Source organism: Streptomyces glaucus (assembly GCF_039533365.1).
Taxonomy (GTDB): domain Bacteria; phylum Actinomycetota; class Actinomycetes; order Streptomycetales; family Streptomycetaceae; genus Streptomyces; species Streptomyces glaucus.
Genome location: NZ_BAAATK010000006.1, coordinates 114,221 through 131,279, shown reverse-complemented (window position 1 = coordinate 131,279; position 17,059 = coordinate 114,221). Strand labels below are relative to the sequence as shown.

Annotated in this window: 16 protein-coding genes; 7 read left to right on the top strand and 9 right to left on the bottom strand. The window is 69.1% G+C overall.

The features are described 5' to 3' along the window. Window positions 1–148 precede the first annotated feature (148 nt). From ABD363_RS06865 to trxA, 7 genes are all read left to right on the top strand, one after another. Window positions 149–2,539 carry a DUF6049 family protein gene (locus tag ABD363_RS06865; protein ID WP_344600657.1) on the top strand — a complete coding sequence of 797 codons (2,391 nt, stop codon included), beginning with the start codon at window positions 149–151 and terminating at the stop codon, window positions 2,537–2,539. 44 nt (window positions 2,540–2,583) lie between these two features. Beyond that, window positions 2,584–4,803, top strand: coding sequence for a murein biosynthesis integral membrane protein MurJ (gene murJ, locus ABD363_RS06860; RefSeq protein WP_344600655.1), 2,220 nt, complete (start codon window positions 2,584–2,586; stop codon window positions 4,801–4,803). A gap of 141 nt (window positions 4,804–4,944) precedes the next feature. After that, window positions 4,945–6,663 carry a protein kinase family protein gene (locus ABD363_RS06855; RefSeq protein ID WP_344600653.1) on the top strand — a complete coding sequence of 573 codons (1,719 nt, stop codon included), beginning with the start codon at window positions 4,945–4,947 and terminating at the stop codon, window positions 6,661–6,663. A 24-nt stretch (window positions 6,664–6,687) separates the two neighbouring features. Continuing rightward, window positions 6,688–7,413: an RNA polymerase sigma factor SigM gene (gene sigM, locus ABD363_RS06850; RefSeq protein ID WP_344600651.1), complete on the top strand. Its 726-nt coding sequence runs from the start codon at window positions 6,688–6,690 to the stop codon at window positions 7,411–7,413. Next, a complete protein-coding gene (locus ABD363_RS06845; RefSeq protein ID WP_344600649.1) occupies window positions 7,410–8,330 on the top strand; it encodes an anti-sigma factor family protein in 921 nt (306 codons plus the stop codon). Before sigM ends, ABD363_RS06845 begins: the two co-directional genes overlap by 4 nt. A 161-nt stretch (window positions 8,331–8,491) precedes the next feature. Continuing rightward, entirely contained in the window at window positions 8,492–9,460 is a 969-nt protein-coding gene (gene trxB / locus ABD363_RS06840) for a thioredoxin-disulfide reductase (RefSeq protein WP_344600647.1), read from the top strand. 41 nt (window positions 9,461–9,501) lie between these two features. Beyond that, window positions 9,502–9,834, top strand: coding sequence for a thioredoxin (trxA, locus tag ABD363_RS06835; protein ID WP_344600645.1), 333 nt, complete (start codon window positions 9,502–9,504; stop codon window positions 9,832–9,834). 102 nt (window positions 9,835–9,936) lie between these two features. On the opposite strand, the gene ABD363_RS06830 is transcribed toward trxA, so the two are convergent. The 9 genes from ABD363_RS06830 to rpmH all read right to left on the bottom strand — a co-directional run bounded on the left by ABD363_RS06830 (window position 9,937) and on the right by rpmH (window position 16,939). Continuing rightward, a complete protein-coding gene (locus ABD363_RS06830; RefSeq protein WP_344600643.1) occupies window positions 9,937–10,554 on the bottom strand; it encodes a GNAT family N-acetyltransferase in 618 nt (205 codons plus the stop codon). 324 nt (window positions 10,555–10,878) lie between these two features. Then, entirely contained in the window at window positions 10,879–11,979 is a 1,101-nt protein-coding gene (locus ABD363_RS06825; protein WP_344600641.1) for a ParB/RepB/Spo0J family partition protein, read from the bottom strand. After that, window positions 11,976–13,049, bottom strand: a complete 1,074-nt coding sequence (locus tag ABD363_RS06820; protein ID WP_344600805.1) for a ParA family protein — start codon at window positions 13,047–13,049, stop codon at window positions 11,976–11,978. The genes ABD363_RS06825 and ABD363_RS06820 overlap by 4 nt, the downstream gene beginning before the upstream one ends. Window positions 13,050–13,421: 372 nt before the next feature. Continuing rightward, the gene (gene rsmG, locus ABD363_RS06815; protein ID WP_344600639.1) at window positions 13,422–14,138 is read right to left on the bottom strand and encodes a 16S rRNA (guanine(527)-N(7))-methyltransferase RsmG; all 717 of its coding nucleotides are present in this window, start codon (window positions 14,136–14,138) and stop codon (window positions 13,422–13,424) included. 126 nt (window positions 14,139–14,264) lie between these two features. Next, window positions 14,265–14,777, bottom strand: a complete 513-nt coding sequence (locus ABD363_RS06810) for a Jag family protein (protein ID WP_344600637.1) — start codon at window positions 14,775–14,777, stop codon at window positions 14,265–14,267. 15 nt (window positions 14,778–14,792) lie between these two features. After that, on the bottom strand, window positions 14,793–16,055 hold the full coding sequence (yidC, locus tag ABD363_RS06805; protein ID WP_344600635.1) for a membrane protein insertase YidC: 1,263 nt from the start codon (window positions 16,053–16,055) through the stop codon (window positions 14,793–14,795). A gap of 3 nt (window positions 16,056–16,058) precedes the next feature. Then, entirely contained in the window at window positions 16,059–16,412 is a 354-nt protein-coding gene (yidD, locus tag ABD363_RS06800; protein ID WP_344600633.1) for a membrane protein insertion efficiency factor YidD, read from the bottom strand. Beyond that, window positions 16,409–16,780 carry a ribonuclease P protein component gene (gene rnpA, locus ABD363_RS06795; protein ID WP_344600631.1) on the bottom strand — a complete coding sequence of 124 codons (372 nt, stop codon included), beginning with the start codon at window positions 16,778–16,780 and terminating at the stop codon, window positions 16,409–16,411. The genes yidD and rnpA overlap by 4 nt, the downstream gene beginning before the upstream one ends. A gap of 21 nt (window positions 16,781–16,801) precedes the next feature. Next, complete coding sequence (gene rpmH / locus ABD363_RS06790; protein WP_003956500.1) at window positions 16,802–16,939, bottom strand: 50S ribosomal protein L34; 138 nt, start codon at window positions 16,937–16,939, stop codon at window positions 16,802–16,804. Between the last annotated feature and the right edge of the window lie 120 nt (window positions 16,940–17,059).

Below are 17,059 nucleotides of genomic sequence, written 5' to 3'. Positions count from 1 at the left end.
ATAGGGGCACATAGAGGACGAGCCGGTGGGTCCGTCCGATCCCGTGGAGCGGTCCGCGGCACTTCCCCTCAGCGCACATCGTTACCATGCCTGGACGCACATTCCGACGACCACTGACGACCACTGACGACGAGGGACGGGCGAGCGCGTGGCCGAGGCGGCAGACTTCCAGGGGACCAGTCCCTCACCTGCCCGTCGGTGGCTACGGCGCACCGCGGCGCTGCTCGCCGGCGTACCGCTGCTGACCGGCTTGGTCCAGCTGCCCGCGGCCGGCTCCGCGCACGCCGACGTCCGGGACTCCGCCGAGGCCGCCTCCGGCTCGGGCACGGTGTCCGTGGCCCTCGACTCGCTCAGCCCCAGCGCGCCCACCGACGGAGACACGCTGACCGTGTCGGGCACGGTGACGAACAACGGCAAGCGGAAGGTCACCGACGCCCAGGTGGACCTGCGCGTGGGGCCCCGGCTCTCCACCCGCTCGGCCATCGACACCGTCGTCAGGGACGGCGACGAGGTCCGGGGTTCCCTCGGCTCCGAGGTCGGTGGCAAGTACGTCGAGAAGTTTCCCGAGCTCAGTCCGGGCGTCGCCGAGCACTTCGACATCTCCGTACCGGTCGACGAGCTGGATCTCGGGCGGAGCGGGGTCTACCAGCTCGCCGTCTCCCTCTCCGGGCAGACGTCCGCGCAGCCGTGGGAACAGGTCCTCGGCGTCCAGCGGACGTTCCTGCCCTGGCAGCCCGACGAGGCCGGCACCCGGACGAAGACGACGTATCTGTGGCCGCTCGTCTCCACCGTCCACATGACGGCCGAGACGGAGTCGAACGAACAGCAGACGCCGGTCTTCCTCGACGACGACCTGGCCAAGGAGATCTCCCCGGGCGGCCGCCTCGACCAGATGGTGCAGCTGGGCAAGGACCTCGACGTCACCTGGGTGATCGACCCGGGCCTGCTCGCCTCGGTCGACGAGATGACGCGCGGCTACCGGATCCAGGGCGAGGGCGACACCACCACCGCCGGCACGCACCAGACGGTCGCCAAGCAGTGGCTCGCCGACCTGCAGGAGGCGGTCGCGGGCAAGGAGGTGGTCGCGCTGCCCTTCGCCGATCCGGACCTGGCCTCGCTCGCTCACAACGGCACGGGCGTCACCGGCTCGCTCAGCCAGCTCAAGACCGCCACCGACGTCGTCGCCAACACCGTGGAGCCGATCCTCCATGTGAAACCGACCACCGACTTCGCCTGGCCCGTGGACGGCGCGATCGATCCGTCGATCGTGAAGGTCGCCACCTCCGCGGGTGCCGACAAGATCATCGCCCGTAGCGACAGCCTGCGGGAGACCGGTGACCTGCCCTACACGCCGTCCGCGGCGCGTCCCATCGGCGGTGGCACGACGGCGGTCGTCGCGGACGCCCGGTTGTCGACGGCGTTCCAGGGCGACCTGACGAAGGCCTCCGCGTCCACGCTCGCCGTGCAGCACTTCCTCGCCCAGAGCCTGATGCTCGGCGGCCAGACCGACAAGCAGCGCAGTGTCGTCGTCGCCCCGCAGCGCATGCCGTCCGCGAGCCAGGCCCTGACGATGGCCGAGGCCGTGGCGGCCCTCGAGGACGGAACCTGGTCCGAGTCCCAGAATCTGACGGAAGCCGCCGCGGCCGAACCCGACCCGGGTGCCACCACGAAGGTGCCGCCGTCCTCCTCGTACCCCCCCGCGCTGCGCAAGCAGGAACTGCTGCGGAAGGCGTTCGACCAGATCGCCAGGACGCAGGCCAAACTCGACAAGTTCAAGGTGATCCTGAGCGACGAGTCCCGGGTGGTGACTCCGTTCGGACGGGCCATGAACCGCGAGATGTCCACGTCGTGGCGCGGCCGGACCACCGCGGCGGCGAGCTTCCGCAACGACGTGGAGTGGTACCTCAACGACCTGATCGAGCAGGTCAGGCTGATCGACAAGTCGGAGACGAAGCTCTCCGGCCGCAGCGCCACGATCCCCGTGACCGTGCAGAACAACCTGGTGCAGGGCGTCGACCGTCTGGTGCTGCGGCTCTCCTCGAGGAACCCGACCCGTCTCACGATCGGCGGCGAGGACTACCAGGAGCAGCCCGTCACGGTCTCCGGCGGCCACAGCCAGTCGGTGAAGTTCACCACGTCGGCCAATGCCAACGGCCGGGCGACCGTGGTCGCCCAGCTGTACACGCAGGACGGCCAGAGGTACGGCGAGCCCGTCGTCTTCGACGTGAAGGTCACCGAGATCACGGCCACGGTCATGCTGGTCATCGGCGGCGGTGTGCTGCTGCTCGTCCTCGCCGGCTTCCGGATGTACACCCAGCGCAAGCGGGCGGCTGCCCGTGAGACCGCGGCGGACGGCTCCGGCCGGACCGGCGACGGACCGCAGAACCCGGAGGGCACCGCGGCCCGTCCTGCCGGGGAGTCCGGCGCCGGCTCCCGGGGAGGCGACCGGGACGACCGGGAGCAGCCGAGTGACCCGGCACCGGACACCGCAGCGGAAAGCGCCGACCCGTCCGGCGCGGGTGAGAGAGTGGACCGTTGAGGATGTCGTGGCCGGTGGGCCCGGGACGATGAGGTGGGGTAACCATGAACGCGCCGTACGACGGTGACCGCGGCCAGGGCGCGGGCGACTCGGGCCATCCCGAGGTCCCGCCCGAGCACGGCCAGGTACCGCCGCAGCCCCCGGCGGACATGTACCTCCAGGACGCCTACACCCAGGACCCCTACCGGGAGCAGGACCTGTCCGCGCAGGACCCGGTCGCCGAGGCGCTCTACGACCGCGCCGCGCACCCCCCGCCGCCTCCGGGCTCGTACCAGCCGCAGCAGCCGCTGTACGCCCAGCCGCAGCAGTCGCCGTACGCCCCCGACCCGCGCGTGTGGGCGCGGCCCCCGGCGCCCGAGCCGGAGGGCCCGACGCGATACCTGCCGTACGGTGACGACCCCCGGACGACGCAGTACGTGGGTGTGGACGACCTCGTGACCCGGGCGGGCGAGGAGCGCCACGAGCCGGACGCCTTCGCGCACCTGTTCAAGGACCAGCAGCAGGGCGGCGGGCATCCGTCGTACGAGTCCGCCCCTGCGGTCCCCGGCCCCGCACCGGCGCCGAACCCGTACGCGGCGACACCGCCCGCGGACGTGCCTCCCGCCCCGGCGCCCGCCCCCGCCGCGAAGAAGGGCGGCAAGGCGGCCGGGCTGCTGAAGTCGAGCGCCGTGATGGCGGCGGGCACGATGGTCTCCCGCCTCACCGGCTTCATCCGGTCCGCGATGATCGTGTCGGCGCTGGGTCTCGGCCTGCTGGGCGAGTCGTTCCAGGTGGCGTACCAGCTGCCGACGATGATCTACATTCTGACGGTCGGCGGTGGCCTCAACTCGGTGTTCGTCCCCCAGCTCGTCCGCGCCATGAAGGAGGACGAGGACGGCGGCGAGGCGTACGCCAACCGCCTGCTGACCCTCGTGATGGTGGCCCTGGCCGCCCTGACCGCGCTCGGGATGTTCGCCGCGCCGTTCCTGGTCCGTGCGCTGTCGACCTCGGTGGCCAACGACCCGGCGGCCAACGAGACCGCGGTCACCTTCACCCGGTACTTCCTGCCCTCCATCTTCTTCATGGGCATCCATGTGGTGATGGGGCAGATCCTCAACGCCCGCGGCCGGTTCGGCGCGATGATGTGGACGCCGGTCCTGAACAACATCGTCATCATCGTCACGCTCGGCATGTTCCTGTGGGTCTACGGCACCGCGGCCGAGTCCGGGATGACCGTCGAGACCATTCCGCCGGAGGGCGAGCGGCTGCTCGGCGTCGGCATCCTCCTCGGCCTCGTCGTCCAGGCCCTGGCGATGATCCCGTACCTGCGCGAGACCGGGTTCCGGCTGCGGCTGCGGTTCGACTGGAAGGGCCACGGCCTGGGCAAGGCCGCGATGCTCGCCAAGTGGACGATCCTCTTCGTCCTCGCCAACCAGGCGGGCGCACTCGTGGTGACCCAGCTGGCCACCGCGTCGGTCGCGGACACCGACATCTCCGGCACCGGTTACAGCGCCTACGCCAACGCCCAGCTGATCTGGGGCCTGCCGCAGGCCATCATCACCGTCTCCCTGATGGCCGCCCTGCTGCCCCGCATCTCGCGCTCGGCCGCCGAGGGCGACGGCGGTGCCGTCCGTGACGACATCTCCCAGGGGCTGCGCACGACGGCCGTCGCGATCGTGCCGATCGCCTTCGGCTTCGTCTCGCTCGGCATCCCGATGTGCACGCTGATCTTCGGCTCCTCGGGCATCGGGGCCGCCACCAACATGGGCTACATGCTGATGGCGTTCGGCCTCGGCCTGATCCCGTACTCCGTGCAGTACGTCGTCCTGCGTGCCTTCTACGCCTACGAGGACACGCGCACCCCCTTCTACAACACGGTCATCGTGGCCGCGGTCAACGCGGGCGCCTCCGCCCTCTGCTACTTCCTGATCCCGGCCCGCTGGGCCGTCGTCGGCATGGCCGCCTCCTACGGCCTGGCCTACGCGATCGGCGTCGGCGTCGCCTGGCGCCGGCTGCGCAGGCGGCTGGGCGGTGACCTGGACGGCGCGCGTGTCATGCGGACGTACACCCGCCTGGCCATCGCGTCCGTCCCGGCGGCGCTGCTCGGCGGCGCGGCCTGCTACGGCATCGGCCACACGCTCGGCCAGGGCGTCGTGGGCTCGTTCGCGTCGCTGCTGGGCGGTGGGGCCGTACTGCTCGGCATCTTCTACGTCGCCGCCCGCCGCATGCGCATCGAGGAACTCAACTCGCTGGTCGGCATGGTCCGCGGGCGTCTGGGACGCTGAGACGGGGAGGTACGCGCACAACCATCGTCCGCCACCGCGTGTCGTGCATAGCGGCGGACTGTGGGCACAATTGGTGTCGGCGTCGGACGGCGCGCAACCGGTGTCGGACGGCGCGCAACGGATGGGGAGGCAGGAACGACGGTGGCGGAACGGAGCACAGCTGCCGTCGACGTGGCAGACAGCAGCGGCGAGCAGTCGCTGACCGCGCAGGCGGACCAGTCCACGGCCGACGGGGTGGCCAAGAACCGGGAGCGGGACACGGAACACGACGACGCACAGGAGAGCGCCGAAGCGGACGATCCCGGGAAGGCCTCGCCTCCCGAACTGCACAGCGGCCACAAGCTCGCCAGACGCTACCGCCTGGAGGAGTGCGTCACCCGTCTGGACGGGTTCAGCAGTTGGCGAGCCGTCGACGAGAAGCTCCGTCGCGCCGTCGGCATCCATGTCCTGCCCGCGGACCACGCCCGCGCCCGCTCCGTGCTGGCCGCGGCCCGCTCCTCCGCGCTGCTCGGTGACCCCCGTTTCGTCCAGGTCCTGGACGCGGTCGAGGAGAACGACCTCGTCTACGTCGTCCACGAATGGCTCCCCGACGCCACCGAACTGACCGCCCTCCTCGCCTCCGGGCCGCTGGAGGCGTACGACGCCTACCAGATGGTCAGCCAGGTCTCGTCCGCCATGGCCTCCGCCCACCGCGAGGGGCTCGCCCATCTGCGGCTGAACCCCAACGCCGTCCTGCGCACCTCGACGGGCCAGTGGCGCATCCGCGGCCTCGCCGTCAACGCGGCCCTGCGCGGCATCAAGTCCGACACCCCTCAGCGCACCGACACCGAGGCCATCGGCGCCCTGCTGTACGCGGCGCTCACCCAGCGCTGGCCGTACGAGACCGACGCCTACGGCCTGTCCGGCCTGCCCAAGGACATCGGGCTGATCCCGCCCGACCAGGTGCGCGCCGGCGTCCACCGCGGCCTGTCGGAACTCGCCATGCGGGCCCTCGCCAACGACGGCGCCACCGCCTCCCGCCACGAGTCCCCCTGCACCACGCCGGAGGAACTGGTGAAGGCGATCGGCGAGATGCCCCGCATCCGCCCGCCGGAGCCGGCCTTCACCGCCCCGCCCGAGTACCAGCGCACGACGTACCAGCAGGGCAGCTACGGCCGCCCGGCCCCGCACCCGGGCGTCACCCAGCCGGTGGCGCCCCCGCCGCCTCCGCTGCAGAGCCGCACGGGCAAGGCGCTCAAGTGGGCGGTCTCGGCGCTGCTGATCGCCGCGCTCGGTCTGGGCAGCTGGCAGCTGGCGGACGCGCTGCTGGAACAGGGCGGCAAGGCCGACGACCAGAACCAGACGCAGACCACGGACGGCAACGACAAGAGCAAGAGGCCGCAGGCCCCGAAGCCGATCGCCATCCAAGGCGCGCAGGAGTACGTGGCCGAGGGCGATGCCCAGCACCCCGCCGATGTCGGCAAGACCTACGACGGCGACACATCCACCGGCTGGCGCACCAACAGCTACCTGGACGGTCCGAAGATCGTGATAAAGCCGGGCGTGGGCATCGTCTACGACCTCGGCTCCGCCAAGGAGGTGTCGGCGGCGCAGTTGTCGCTGCGGTACGGCGGCGACCACACGACGATCGAGCTGTACGCGACCGACTCGCTCAGCTCCACCACGCCGCTGAGTTCGATGAAGAACCTCGGCACGGCGACGACGAGCAGCACCTCCGCCAAGGTGACCGTCGACAAGCCCGTGAAGAGCCGGTACGTCCTGGTCTGGCTGACAGCGCTGCCGTATTCCGGTGACGACCCCGCCAACTACAGCAACCCGGGCTACAAGCAGGCCATCACCGAAGTGAAATTCACGGGTTGAGAGCCGGCCGAGGGGAGGGGCCCGATGGCGGACCGCGCTGAGCACAGCAGTGCAAGTGATCAGGAACTTCTCACCCGCCATGTCGACGGCGACCCCGACGCCTTCGGCGAGCTCGTACGCCGCCACCGCGACCGCCTCTGGGCCGTGGCCCTGCGGACGCTCGGCGACCGCGAGGAGGCCGCTGACGCCGTTCAGGACGCCTTGGTCTCCGCCTACCGGGCCGCCCACACCTTCCGCGGTCAGTCGGCCGTCACGACATGGCTGCACCGCATCACGGTGAACGCCTGCCTGGACCGTGCTCGCAAGGCCGCTTCCCGGAAGACCGCTCCCGTCGACGACACCGAACGCCTGGAGCAGCTGCTGGAGCCGCACGAGTCGGCGTCGGCTCCCGCGGAACGCAACGATCTGCACCGCCAGCTGCTGGCGGCCCTGAGCACTCTGCCGCCCGACCAGCGGGCGGCGCTCGTCCTGGTCGACATGCAGGGCTACCCGGTCGCCGAAGCAGCCCGCATCCTCGACGTGCCGACCGGCACGGTGAAAAGCCGGTGCGCCCGGGGCAGGGCCAGACTCCTGCCACTGCTGACCCATCTGCGACCGGGCAGCGGCGATGACGGCAAGGAGCCGGACGAGAAACGGAACCGGACGCAGGAGGCATCCGTCCCACCCGCAGCGGAACCGCCGCGGGCGGAACCACCGTATGCAGGACCGAGCGATTCAGCCGCAGCGAAGGGCGGAGGTGGGCGAGCGTGACGTCACAGACGGACATGGCCGGACACCCGGACGTCGCGGAGATCTCCGACCTCACCGAGGGCCTTCTCCCCCCGGCGCGGACCGCGGAGGTACGACGGCACCTGGACGAGTGCGCGCTGTGCGCGGACGTCCACGCCTCGCTGGAGGAGATCCGGGGACTGCTCGGCACCCTCCCCGGCCCGCCGCGCATGCCCGCTGATGTCGCCGGCCGTATCGACGCGGCTCTCGCCGCCGAGGCCCTGCTCGACGCCACGGCGCTCGGGTCCACGGACACCGCGGCGGTCGGCGTGTCCCGTGTCGCTCCGGACGGGGACGACAGTGGTCATGTTTCACGTGAAACATCGGTCACGGCAGACCGCCCGGCCGGACGGGCACGCGTTTCCACCACCGGCCCGGGGCGCAAGGACCGCAAGCGGGACGGACGTCGCCGGATCGCCGCCTTGGGCGCTGTGTTCACGGCTGCTGCTCTGGGACTCGGCTCCGTGCTCGTGTCGTCCCTCCAGGACGGCGAGCCGTCCGACAGCACGGCGCACGGGCGGCAGTCCGCCTCCGCGGACACCTTCTCCGAGGGAGAGCTGGAGCAACAGGTCACCGATCTCCTCGCCGCGAACCGGAGTGAAGGAAACCGCTCCGGTACACCGCACGGTCTCGGTATCGAGTCCGGTCCGGACCGGCCCAGCCTCCTCGCGGAGACCGTCCCGGACTGTGTCCGGGCGGGCATCGGCCGCAGCGACGCGGCACTCGCCACCGAGAAGGGAACCTACAAGGGGACCGAGGCGCTGCTCGTGGTACTTCCCGACGCCTCCGACGTCAACCGGGTCACCGCCTACATCGTCGAGGCGACCTGTGCGGATCAGCCGTCGTCCCCCAAGGCCAAGGTGCTGCTGCAGCACTCCTATCCGCTCCCCGGACGCTGAGGCTTCTTCTTTCCTCTGCGTGGTATCCCGTAGGTGTCCGCTCTCCGTGTGCCCGGGCACAGCGGGAATGCGCGCCCCTTAGGATCCGTTGGGTGGGGTGAGAGTTCTGAGAAAGGCTCCACCGATCCTGACGACGCAGTCCAGAGACGAGGAATCAAGCCGTGAGCGACGTCCGTAACGTGATCATCATCGGCTCCGGGCCCGCCGGCTACACGGCGGCGCTCTACACCGCGCGCGCGTCGCTGAAGCCACTGGTGTTCGAGGGCGCCGTCACCGCCGGCGGCGCGCTGATGAACACCACCGAGGTGGAGAACTTCCCCGGCTTCCAGGACGGCATCATGGGCCCCGAGCTCATGGACAACATGCGCGCCCAGGCGGAGCGCTTCGGTGCCGAGCTCGTTCCGGACGATGTCGTCGCGGTCGACCTGACCGGAGAGATCAAGACCGTCACGGACACCGCGGGCACGGTCCACAAGGCGAAGGCCGTGATCGTCGCCACCGGCTCGCAGCACCGCAAGCTCGGCCTGCCGAACGAGGACGCCCTCTCCGGGCGTGGTGTCTCCTGGTGCGCCACCTGTGACGGCTTCTTCTTCAAGGACCAGGACATCGCCGTGATCGGTGGCGGTGACACCGCGATGGAGGAAGCCACCTTCCTCTCGCGGTTCGCCAAGTCCGTGACGATCGTCCACCGCCGCGACACCCTGCGCGCCTCCAAGGCGATGCAGGAGCGTGCCTTCGCCGACCCGAAGATCACCTTCGTCTGGGACAGCGAGGTCGCCGAGATCCAGGGTGATCAGAAGCTGTCGGGTCTGAAGCTGCGCAACGTCAAGACGGGTGAGCTCTCGGATCTGCCGGTGACCGGCCTGTTCATCGCGATCGGCCACGACCCGCGCACCGAGCTCTTCAAGGGCCAGCTCGAGCTGGACGAGGAGGGTTACCTGAAGGTCGACGCGCCCTCGACCCGCACGAACCTGCGCGGTGTCTTCGGCGCCGGAGACGTGGTCGACCACACCTACCGTCAGGCGATCACCGCGGCCGGCACCGGCTGCTCCGCCGCGCTGGACGCCGAGCGCTACCTCGCCGCGCTGGCCGACCTGGAGCAGGCCGAGCCCGAGAAGACCTCCGTCTGATTCCCATCCGCCCCACGCACCAACCAGTTAAGGAGCCCGTAGTGGCCGGCACCCTGAAGAACGTGACCGACGACTCCTTCGAGCAGGACGTCCTCAAGAGCGACAAGCCCGTCCTGGTGGACTTCTGGGCCGCTTGGTGCGGTCCGTGCCGCCAGATCGCTCCGTCCCTTGAGGCCATCGCCGCCGAGTACGGTGACAAGATCGAGGTCGTCAAGCTGAACATCGACGAGAACCCGGGTACGGCCGCCAAGTACGGCGTCATGTCCATCCCGACCCTGAACGTCTACCAGGGTGGCGAGGTCGCCAAGACCATCGTCGGTGCGAAGCCGAAGGCCGCGATCGTGCGCGACCTGGAGGAGTTCATCGCCGAGTGAATCGGCTGAGCCGTCCCGTCGGCGGCTTATGTTTCACGTGAAACACGAATGGGCCAGCCCATCAGGGCTGGCCCATTCGCTTAGCCCGGGGGTCCGCTGTGGTCAGAGAGGCCGCAACGCGGGTTCCTTCTGCACGGCCCCGAGCAGCCGGTCGAGTGCCATTTCCACGTCTTCCTTCCAGGAGAGTGTCGATCGCAGTTCCAGCCTCAGTCGTGGGTACATGGGGTGGGGCCGTACTGTCTTGAACCCCACGGCCAGCAGATGATCGGCGGGCAGGACACAGCCCGGTTCTTTCCAGTGGGCGTCACCGAAAGCCTCGATCGCCTTGAAGCCCCGCCGCAGCAGATCCTTGGCGACCGTCTGGACCATCACGCGGCCAAGCCCTTGCCCCTGGTAGCCGGGCACGATGAAGCCGGTCATCAGCTGCACGGCATCCGGTGAGACAGGGCTGGTGGAGAAGGCCGTGGAGCGAGGCACATAGGCAGGAGGGGCATAGAGCACGAAGCCCACCGGTACGTCGTCGACATAGACGACCCGCCCGCAGGACCCCCAGTCCAGCAGGACGGCGGAGATCCAGGCTTCCTTCTCCAGTGCGGACGTGCCGGCCTTTACCGCGGCCTCACCACTGACCGGGTCGAGTTCCCAGAAGACGCACGAGCGACAGCGCTTGGGAAGGTCCTGAAGGTTGTCCAGCGTGAGCGGTACGAGCCGACGCCCCATGAAGGCTGTTCCTCGCTTCCTTCGCCCGCCGCATCGCGAGCTGCTGTCAGAGCGCTCCGTTCCCTGAGCAGGCTGCCGATGAAGCCACCGACCGCGCCCAGTCCCAGACCTGCGGTCAGCAGTCCGGCGCGGCTCATCGTTCGCATGGCACCGGCCTCCCGAGGGGTGCTTTCAGGTGGATCGCCATACTCGAACGCATCGTATCCATGATGCGTTTCCATCGATACCGGCTCAAAGCAAAGAGCGGGCCGTGTTCCGGTACACACCGGACACGTCCCGCTCTTTTCGCGGACGAAGCGGTCCGAGCGCCCTGCTGCCCGAGGCTCAGGATTCCGTCTCCTCGGGATCCCCCTCCAGAAGACTCTTCTGCAGGACGGGTCCCTCGCCGGGAGCGAGGGTGCTGAGGATCCGCTCCAGGTCTTCCATGGAAGCGAACTCGACGGTGATCTTGCCCTTCTTCTGCCCCAGGTCAACCTTCACCCGTGTCTCGAAGCGGTCCGACAGCCGGGTGGCGAGATCCGACAACGCCGGGGAGACACGAGCGCCGGCACGTGGTCCCTTGGGACGCTGAGCCTTCTGAGGCCGTGACCCCATGAGCGTCACGATCTCCTCGACGGCCCGTACGGAGAGTCCTTCGGCCACGATCCGATGCGCCAGCCGGTCCTGCTCCTCGGAGTCCTCGACGGAGAGCAGAGCTCGGGCGTGCCCGGCGGAGAGCACTCCTGCGGCCACCCGACGCTGGACCGCCGGCGAGAGCTTCAGCAGACGCAGGGTGTTGGAGACCTGCGGACGGGAGCGGCCGATCCGGTCCGCCAGCTGGTCGTGTGTGCAGTTGAAGTCCTTCAGCAGCTGGTCGTAGGCCGCCGCCTCCTCCAGCGGGTTCAGCTGTGCCCGGTGCAGGTTCTCCAGAAGTGCATCCAGGAGGAGCTTCTCGTCCTCCGTGGCCCGTACGATCGCCGGAATCTTCTCCAGGCCCGCCTCCCGGCAGGCACGCCAGCGACGCTCGCCCATGATGAGCTCATAGCGCGCGGGACCCGCCTGGCGTACGACGACCGGCTGGAGGAGGCCGACCTCTTTGATGGAGGTGACAAGTTCGGCCAGCGCATCTTCGTCGAAGACCTCACGCGGCTGGCGCGGGTTCGGCGTGATGGAGTCCAGAGGGATCTCGGCGAAGTGAGCACCCATGGGAGCCGGGGGCGTCTCCACGGCGCCGCCGGCCGGGGGCTCCTCTGTTTCACGTGAAACATGCGGCAGCCCGGCGACCTTCGCCGCAGCCACACCGCGATCGGTCGCCAGGGCCGACACCACGGGTGGTGAGGCGGGAGCGGTTCCCCCCACCACCGCCGGAGCCACCGTCTTCTCCGTCGGAGCTGCAGGGATCAGTGCGCCGAGACCGCGTCCCAACCCTCTCCGTCGCTCGCTCACTGAGTCCCCTCCACCATGCTCGGATCGTTTGGTGCGCTGATGTGGGCGTGCGCGGCGTCGTAGCTGACGCCTACGCCCTTCAGCGCGATTTCTCGTGCTGCCTCAAGATAAGAGAGAGCACCACTTGATCCTGGATCGTAGGTCAATACCGTCTGCCCGTAGCTCGGCGCCTCGGAGATACGGACCGAGCGGGGAATGCTCGTCCGCAGCACCTCGTCGCCGAAGTGGTTGCGCACCTCTTCCGCGACCTGGGACGCGAGTCGCGTCCGGCCGTCGTACATGGTGAGCAGGATGGTCGACACATGCAGGGTGGGGTTGAGGTGCCCCCGCACCAGGTCGACGTTACGCAACAGCTGTCCCAGGCCCTCCAGCGCGTAGTACTCGCATTGGATCGGGATCAGGACCTCCTGCCCGGCCACCAGCGCGTTGACCGTCAGCAGGCCGAGCGAGGGTGGGCAGTCGATGAGGATGTAGTCCAACGGCTGCTCATAGGCCTGGATGGCCCGCTGCAGCCGGCTTTCCCGCGCCACCAGGGAGACCAGCTCGATCTCCGCACCAGCGAGATCGATGGTGGCGGGTGCGCAGAAGAGGCCTTCGACATCAGGAACCGGCTGGACGACCTCCGAGAGCGGCTTGCTGTCGATCAGTACGTCATAGATGGACGGAACTTCGGCGTGATGGTCGATACCCAAGGCGGTGGACGCATTGCCCTGAGGGTCGAGGTCGATCACCAGGACACGGGCCCCGTGCAGGGCCAGCGAGGCGGCAAGGTTGACGGTTGTCGTCGTCTTGCCCACGCCGCCTTTCTGATTGGCGACCACGATGATTCGTGTCCGCTCGGGCCGGGGCAGGCCCTCGCCGGCGCGGCCGAGAGCCTCCACCGCCAGTTGGGCCGCGCGACCGATCGGAGTGTCGTCCATCGGGGGCGGTGTTTCACGTGAAACATCCGCTCCCGTCGACTCGGCACGGGGACCGGGGACCGGATCGGTCATCGGTCCCGCGATGTTGGCGTCGGACCGCAAGGATTCACTCTCCTCGACATCAGGCTCGCAATGAACAGAGCCTCCCATGTCTTCGGGGTCACGAACCAGTGAGGTCCGGTGTTCTGTGGAGAAATCCACCTCTGTGGACAACTCCGTGCCTCCCCGGAGGGATGGGAACAGAGCTCCGTCAGGAACGGACCGCTCTCCGAGTGAACCGAGAGGCACGGGGTCGCGGGGTTCGACCGCGGCGCGGCCGCGACTGATGATGCCGTGCAGCAGTGAGCGACGTTTCACGTGAAACACGATGCACAGCGACCCTGCCCGGACTGCCGCGACACTCCGGCTCGCACGGGTTCGGCAGCTTGTGTGGAGTATGTCTCACTCTCAGGACGGATCAGCGCCGTCGGTGCGGTCCCCGCGGGTGGCCACCGCACGACGACGCCGTGATCGTCCTTCTCGTCACCGGCGCCGACGGGTCCGTCCCGTCCTGGCTGCCTTCGCCCGCTTGGCCGCGAAGCGCACGCCTCCGGGGCTTTCCCCGACCTCGACCCGGACGACCGTGGACATGGGGTCCACGATGCCTTCACCGACGTGCAGGATGGAGGTCTCCACGGCGCCGAGCTTGCTCAGCGCCGTGGCCGCGCTCTTGAGTTCTTCCTCGGCTGTGTCGCCCTTGAGTGCGAGCATCTCCCCGTACGGGCGCAGCAGCGGGATACCCCAGGCGGCCAGGCGGTCCAGCGGAGCCACGGCACGGGCCGTCACCACATGGACCGGCGGCATCTTCCCCATGACCTCCTCGGCGCGCCCGCGGACGACCGTGACGTGGTCCAGGCCGAGCAGTTCCACGACCTCGGTGAGGAAGTTCGTGCGCCGCAGCAGTGGCTCCAGCAGGGTGATCCTCAGGTCGTCCCGTACGAGCGCCAGCGGGATGCCGGGCAGGCCCGCGCCGGAGCCGACGTCGCACACCGTCACCCCCTCGGGCACGACCTCCGAGAGCACCGCGCAGTTCAGCAGGTGCCGCTCCCACAGGCGGGGCACTTCGCGCGGGCCGATCAGGCCACGCTGCACGCCCGCCTCAGCGAGCAGCTCCGCGTATCGGACCGCATCAGCGAAGCGATCTCCGAACACCTTGTGCGCCTGCTCGGGAGCAGGAGGAAGCTCAGCTGCCTCCGTCACGGGGGACCGTCCTTCCGTACCACATCAGCGCACCGGGCGCCGACGCCAGAACCACCAGAACTATCAGGCTGACAAAGTTCGGCCCCGCCTGCGCAACAGACGGGGCCGGAGGAACGTGTGGACCGATCAGTCGGGGAGTACGACGACGAAGCGCTGCGGCTCCTCGCCCTCGGACTCGCTGCGCAGACCCGCGGCCTTGACCGCGTCGTGCACGACCTTGCGCTCGAACGGGGTCATCGGCTTCAGCCGTACGGGCGCACCGCTGCTCTTGGCCTCGGCGGCGGCCTTCGCGCCCAGCTCGGAGAGCTCGGCGCGCTTCCTGGCGCGGTAGCCCGCGATGTCGAGCATCAGCCGGCTGCGGTCGCCGGTCTCCCGGTGCACCGCCAGGCGGGTGAGTTCCTGCAGTGCCTCCAGCACTTCACCGTCCCGGCCGACCAGCTTCTGCAGGTCACGACTGCCCGTGTCGCTGATGATCGAGACGGAGGCACGGTCGGCCTCGACGTCCATGTCGATGTCGCCGTCGAGGTCGGCGATGTCGAGCAGACCCTCCAGGTAGTCCGCCGCGATCTCGCCCTCCTGCTCCAGGCGGGTCAGGGTGTCTGCACCCTCGGCAGCGGCGGAGGTGGTGCCTTCCGTCACGGGATGGACTCCTTCTTACTTCTTCGACGGGGACTTGGGCCGCTGCGGACCCTTGCGCTGGCCGGACTGGGCCTTGCTGCGGGTGCCGTTGCCGGGCTTCGGGGCGGCCTTCTTGGCGGCGGCGGGCTTGGCGTCCTCGGGCTCGTCGGACTTGCTCAGCGAGGGCGAGCCCCCGGCCGGCTTGGCGGCCTGGCGCTGGGCCTTGGTCTGCCGCCTGGGCTGCTGGCGCCTGGGGGCGGCGGCGGTCGTGGCCGGCGCGCCGTCCTCGGTCTGGGCGGCGACGGCGGCCTCGCTCTTGACCACAGTGCCGTCGGACTGGGCGGCCAGTCCCGCCTTGTTCAGCCCGTTGATGAACTTGCGCTCGTACTCGTTGCGGTCGCGGCCCTTGGCGACGATGGCCTTGATGATGACCTTGTCCCGGCGCCGGGAGACCTTGCCGCGGTGCGTGACGTGCTTGTACAGGCGCTCCAGGTAGGCGGCCTGGGCCTTGGAACCCGGGGTCGGGTTGTTGTGGATGACGTACATCTGCTGGCCCATGGTCCACACGTTGGTGGTCAGCCAGTAGACGAGGACGCCGACCGGGAAGTTGATGCCGAAGACCGCGAAGATGACCGGGAAGACGTACATCAGCATCTTCTGCTGCTGCATGAACGGCGTCTTCACCGTCGTGTCGACGTTCTTCGTCATCAGCTGGCGCTGCGTGTAGAACTGCGACAGCGACATCAGGACGATCATGATCGCGGTGACGATCCGCACGTCGGTCAGCGAGGCCTGGAGCGCCTCGACCTTGGACGAGCTGTCCGTGAACTTCGCGGCCAGCGGAGCGCCGAAGATGTGCGCCTTCTGCGCGCTCTCCAGCAGGCTCTTGTTGATCACGCCGATGGTGTCGTTCGACGCGATGCTGTTGAGGACGTGGTAGAGGGCGAAGAAGAACGGGGACTGCGCCAGGATGGGAAGGCACGAGGAGAGCGGGTTGGTGCCCGTCTCCTTGTACAGCTTCATCATCTCTTCCGACTGGCGCTGCCGGTCGTTCTTGTAGCGCTCCTGGATCTTCTTCATCTCCGGCTGGAGCGTCTGCATCGCGCGCGTCGCCTTGATCTGCTTCACGAAGAGCGGGATCAGGCAGATGCGGATCAGGATCACGAGGGACACGATGGACAGGCCCCAGGCCCATCCGGTGTCGGGGCCGAAGAGAGCGCCGTACACCTTGTGGAACTGGACGATGACCCAGGAGACGGGCGTTGTGATGAAGCTGAAGAGGCTGGCAATCGTGTCCACTAATCATGCTCCTTGGGCATGGGACGAGGTCTCTGCGGCCGGGCTCGAAGCAGAATTCTCTTCGGTGGCCGGTTCGGCGGCGGAGGGCCCGCTCTTGCGTGCGCGCCATGCGTCACGCAGCAGTTCGTGCCACCGCGGACGCTTGCGCGGGGGGACGTGGTCCACACCGCCCGGCGACCACGGATTGCACCGCAGGATGCGCCAGGCCGTGAGGGCCGTTCCCTTGACGGCCCCGTGCCGGTCGATGGCCGTGTAGCCGTAGTGGGAACACGACGGGTAGTACTTGCACACCGGCCCGAGCAGCGGACTGATCGTCCACTGGTACAGCTTGATCAGGGCCAGCAGTGGGTACTTCATCGCGCGCCCCCTCCCAGCAGCCGCTGGAGGGCGGCGTCCAGGTCTCGGGCCAGCTGTGCGTGGTCGGCGTCACCCGCTCCGGGCAGCGCTCGTACGACTACCAGGCTACCGGGGGGAAACAGGTCGACTCGGTCGCGCATCAGATGGCGAAGGCGACGCTTCACCTTGTTGCGCACGACCGCACCGCCCACGGCCTTGCTCACGACGAAACCCGCACGCGTCGGGGGAGCGCTCTCCCCAGGCGCGTGCGGGTCCGTGGCACCGCTACGAAGGTGGACGACGAGGGTCGGGCGGCCTGCCCGGCGACCTCGTCGAACCGCGGTCGCGAAGTCCTCGCGCCGCCTCAGCCGGTTCTCGGTGGGCAGCACGACGTCATGACCTGACCGGGATCAGGCGGACAGACGGGCGCGACCCTTGCTACGGCGGGACGCGAGAATCGCGCGGCCGGCACGGGTGCGCATACGCAGCCGGAAGCCGTGGGTCTTCGCGCGACGACGGTTGTTCGGCTGGAAGGTGCGCTTGCTCACTCGGGGGCTCCAGTAATGAATAGAGGGTGGCGGGGTGCCGTCCTGGCTGTCACCGTGCGCCCACGAGGAGTAGCTCGCGTTACGCCCGAGTGCACCGCTTACCGATCACCTGACGCGATC